Origin of the sequence: Burkholderia diffusa, from assembly GCF_902499115.1 — a bacterium.
GTDB lineage: Bacteria > Pseudomonadota > Gammaproteobacteria > Burkholderiales > Burkholderiaceae > Burkholderia > Burkholderia diffusa.
In genome coordinates, this window is the sequence record NZ_CABVPN010000077.1 from 1 (window position 1) to 1,244 (window position 1,244).

The following is a 1,244-nucleotide window of genomic DNA, read 5'->3' on the forward strand; positions in this document are numbered from 1 at the left end:
ATCGATGGCAAGGAACCGAATGATTTCCATGACGATACTCCTATGAACGGTAACGTCAGCAGTTACGATACGCCTGCCGGAGCAGTCCATACCATTAACTGGCGGACGAAATATGGAGGACTGTCGCCCTCGGAGTTGCGCCGGCTGAAGCAACTTGAGGAAGAGAACGCGAAGCTCAAGCGGCTCGTGGCTGTTCTGTCGCTGGAAAAGGCCATGCTGCAGGACGTGCTGTCAAATAGGCTTTGAAGCCTTCTCGGCGCCGAGATCTGGTCACGGACTTGATGCAGCGTTTCGGCGCGAGCCAACGGCAGACCTGCGCGTTGTTGCAGCTTTCTGGCACGGTCTACCATCACGACTCGGTCGCGCGGGATCACAGCGCACTGGAAATGCGCATCAAGGAGATCATGGAAGTGCGGTGGCATTACGGTGCGCCCCGCGTGTACGTGATGCTTCGCAGGGAAGGCTGGAGAGACAATCATCAGAGAGTAGAACGCGTGTATCGGGAACTGGGCCTTTCGTTGTGCCGCAAGCGAGCCCGTCGAAGCAAGTCTTACCGGCGCCGGCAACCGACGCAGTCAGTGAGCGCGATCAAAGAAAGCTGGAGTAAGAACCTCGTCGCTGATGCGCTGTTTGATGGTCGACGCTTGCGCACCCTCACGATCGTGGTCAACTATCCGCGGGAATGCTTGGCGATTGAAGTCGGCGGCTCGTTGGGTGGCGAGCACGCGGTTGCCGCGCTGACCAGGCTTGCGCAGCATCGCCCGCGTCCACGCTATATCAAGGCAGACAATGGCAGCGAGTTCATTTCGAAGGTGCTCGACAAATGGGCGTACGAGAACGGCGTGGAGATTGATTTCTCGCGTCCTGGCAAGCCGACCGAATACGCGAAGAATGAATCCTTCAACGGACGCTTTCGGGAGGAATGCCTCACCGCGCATTGGCTCTCGTCGCTTGAAGAAGCCAGACGCAAAATCGAGGTCTGTCGCGAGCACTACAACGAGGCGCGCCCTCACTCTGCGCTGCAGTGGATGACACCGGCGGAATTCGCCCGCCAGCGCACCGATCGGGCCTGGGCGGCCCACCCCGAAGTACCGGAATTTTCGAGCTAAGGCCGGGATGGAAATTGGGTCAGCCTCATTGAGCAACAACCGGAGAGGTTCGATTGCTTGCACTCGTGCTTTCCGCCCCGCAAATGCAAAAACCCCCGCCTTTTGGGCGGGGGTTCTTGGCTTAGGGAGCCTGAC

The 1,244-nt window shown here is 58.8% G+C and carries 1 pseudogene; it reads left to right on the forward strand.

What is annotated here, in order from left to right:
- Nucleotides 1–96 precede the first annotated feature (96 nt).
- Nucleotides 97–1,109, forward strand: a pseudogene (locus tag BTE28158_RS32270) (IS3 family transposase); the annotation flags it as partial.
- Nucleotides 1,110–1,244 lie beyond the last annotated feature (135 nt).